This is a genomic window from Mycobacterium kyorinense (genome assembly GCF_001672775.1).
GTDB lineage: Bacteria > Actinomycetota > Actinomycetes > Mycobacteriales > Mycobacteriaceae > Mycobacterium > Mycobacterium kyorinense_A.
Genome location: NZ_LZKJ01000003.1, coordinates 1 through 2,832 on the forward strand (window position 1 = coordinate 1; position 2,832 = coordinate 2,832).

3 protein-coding genes and 1 pseudogene are annotated in these 2,832 nt (G+C 65.6%); all 4 read right to left on the minus strand.

From position 1 onward, the window contains the following. Positions 1-240: pseudogene (locus tag A5707_RS23605) on the minus strand (hypothetical protein); the annotation flags it as partial. A gap of 57 nt (positions 241-297) precedes the next feature. Continuing rightward, the gene (locus tag A5707_RS00160) at positions 298-1,347 is read right to left on the minus strand and encodes a DUF4185 domain-containing protein (RefSeq protein WP_082969145.1); all 1,050 of its coding nucleotides are present in this window, start codon (positions 1,345-1,347) and stop codon (positions 298-300) included. 124 nt (positions 1,348-1,471) lie between these two features. Next, positions 1,472-2,503 carry an aspartate-semialdehyde dehydrogenase gene (locus tag A5707_RS00165; RefSeq protein ID WP_065012513.1) on the minus strand — a complete coding sequence of 344 codons (1,032 nt, stop codon included), beginning with the start codon at positions 2,501-2,503 and terminating at the stop codon, positions 1,472-1,474. Further along, the coding region (locus tag A5707_RS00170) for an ACT domain-containing protein (RefSeq protein WP_156657363.1) at positions 2,504-2,832 on the minus strand (329 nt) is incomplete at its 5' end.

The window sequence follows — 2,832 nt, forward strand, 5'->3', positions numbered from 1 at the left end:
TCCGCCGCCCGGTCCGCGGTGGAACATCGAGTGGTGGTGGCCGTGGTGGTGGCCGTGGTGACCATGACCATGATGTCCGGCGATCCGGTAGCCGGCGAAGAAAATGGTCGTGACGATGAACAGGATGCCGGCGACGATCACGACCCATGCGGCGAGTCGATAAAGCCAATACGGCTTGTCCGGACGTGGCGTGGTTGTGGCCGCAGTCGGCGCAGTGCGTGCTTCAGGTGTTTCACTCATGCTTCGCATCATGCGCGGCCAACCGATAGTCCGAGCTAGGTGCTAGCTATGTAACAGCTATGAGTCATCGGGCTTGAACGGGTTGACCGCGAACTGGATCACTCGGTACGGGGCCCGGGCGCGCGGATCGCTGTTGTGCCATTGGCTTACGAATACGCGTAATTCGTCGAGCGTCGACCCCGGGGAGATATAACCACCGTATGGCTGGGCCAACCGGTTGTCATACGGCGGCGGCAGGCTTTCGGCAGGGTCGGGCCACTCGTCGTGCTGCACCACCGTGGTCACCGGCGCGGTGCCCAGCGAGGTCGGTTCGTCGGCGACCCGGACTTCCATGTTTCCCGTGTTGGAGTTGAAATACGACAGGACGGCCTTCCCGTCGATCTGCTTGAAGCTCATCTCACCAACCATGTCCTGCCACAACGGCGTTGGAGGTTTGTTCCAACCGCCCTCGAGTCCCGACGCCCAGCCTTGCCATCGGGAGCGGTCGGTAAAATTCTCCGGGGCGACCCGGTACAGCACCGGCGGCCGGTCGCGTTGGAAACTGTCGGCGACGATGTAGACCCAGCCGGTCGGCGAGTCAACCGTCGGGATCGGATCGTAATAACCGCTGATCTGTGACTGCCCGCCGTCCTGATAGGACGCCTCTCGCACCGAGCCAGCAACCGTCTGCCAATAGCCATGTGCCGGTTGGGCTTTCACTAGCCGCGAGCTTTGTGCCACCAGTTCTTTGGTGGTCGCGACGAGCAGATAGTTGTCGCGGTTGATCCGTACCACCCCGGCTGGTAGCTGCCCCGACCCCGGCGGCGGCTGGTCGGCCAGGAGCGGCTCCGAGATGCCCGTGACCCCGGTGTAGCGCACCCCGTCCGGGTCATCGACCGACGAGGTGTCTACGCGTAATGCGATCGGAGTGAACCAACCACCGAAGCCGACACCCTGACCGGCGAAGCTATCCCCGCACACCTGCAGCACCTCGGTGGGAAACTCCATGAACTCGCACAGGTCGGTGGCACCGATACCGTAATCCCGGGTGGCCGTACCAGTCCCGGCGGTGGGACCGATCCGGATCACCTCCCCCGGCAACAGCGGCTGCAGGATCGGCTCGGGCATCGGCGCGGGCGGATCGGCATTCGCAACCGAAACAGCCTGCAGGACAAGCAAGGATGCCACAACCAAGACCGTCAGAGATCGGCGCGCAACGCGGTCGGCGTCGGGCGTCGGGATCACCCCAGGATCACAATTCGGCGGCCAGCAGCTCGGCGATCTGAATAGTGTTCAAGGCTGCGCCCTTGCGCAGGTTGTCACTTGAGACGAACAGCGCCAGGCCACGCCCATCCGGCGCGCCCGGATCTTGTCGAATCCGGCCCACCAGCGACTCATCGACCCCCGCGGCCGCCAGCGGCGTCGGCACGTCGACCAGCTTGACACCCGGGGCGCCGTCGAGAAGTTGGCGGGCACGTTCGGGTGAAAGCGGTTGCGCGAACTCGGCGTTGATCGACAAGCTGTGGCCGGTGAACACCGGAACCCGCACACAGGTGCCGCTGACCAGGAGGTCGGGAATGCCGAGGATTTTACGGCTTTCGTTGCGCAGCTTCTGGTCTTCATCGGTCTCGCCGGAATCATCGTCGACCAGCGAGCCTGCCAGCGGCAACACGTTGAAAGCGATTGGCGCGACGTAGGTTTTGGGCGGCGGGAATGCCAACGCGCTGCCGTCGTGTACCAGCAGCTCGGCGCCATCGACCACGGCGCGCACCTGCCCGGCCAACTCGGCCACCCCGGCCACCCCGCTGCCGGAGACGGCCTGATAGGTCGAGGCCACCAGGCGCACCAGCTGTGCCTCGTCGTGTAGCACCTTGAGCACCGGCATCGCAGCCATCGTCGTGCAATTCGGGTTGGCGACAATGCCTTTCGGCCGGTTGCGCGCGGCGGCGAAGTTCACCTCGGAGACCACCAGCGGCACGTCAGGATCCTTGCGCCACGCCGAGGAGTTGTCGATCACCGTCACCCCGGCGGCGGCGAAGCGTGGCGCCTGTACGCGGGACATCGTCGCGCCGGCGGAGAACAGCGCGATGTCCAGTCCACTCGGGTCGGCAGTTTCGGCGTCCTCGACCTCGATCTCCTCGCCGCGGAACGACAGCTTGCGGCCCTGCGAGCGTGCCGAGGCGAAGAACCGCACGCTGCTTGCCGGGAAGTCGCGCTCTTCCAGCAGGGTGCGCATCACCTGGCCCACCTGCCCGGTGGCACCCACGACGCCAATGGCAACCATCTAGCGCCCCGTCCCGGCGTAGACCGTCGCCTGCTCCTCGCCGCCGAGCTTGAACGCCTCGTGCAGCGCGAGAACCGCCTTGTCCAACTCGGTGTCGCGGCACAGCACCGAGATCCGGATCTCCGAGGTGGAGATCAGGTCGATGTTGACCCCGTTCTCGGCCAGCGTCTCGCAGAACGTGGCCGTGACACCCGGGTGGCTGCGCATGCCGGCGCCGATGAGCGACACCTTGCCGACGTGGTCGTCGTAGAGCACCTCGGAGAAGCCGATCTCGGCCTTGAGCGACTCCAGTTTCTGCACCGCGGCCGGTCCGTTGTCGCGCGGGCAGG

Coding starts and splice junctions, on each gene's coding strand:
- A5707_RS00160 (WP_082969145.1), bottom strand. CDS start 1,347: ATGCCCGAGCCGATCCTGCAGCCGCTGTTGCCGGGGGAGGTGATCCGG.
- A5707_RS00165 (WP_065012513.1), bottom strand. CDS start 2,503: ATGGTTGCCATTGGCGTCGTGGGTGCCACCGGGCAGGTGGGCCAGGTG.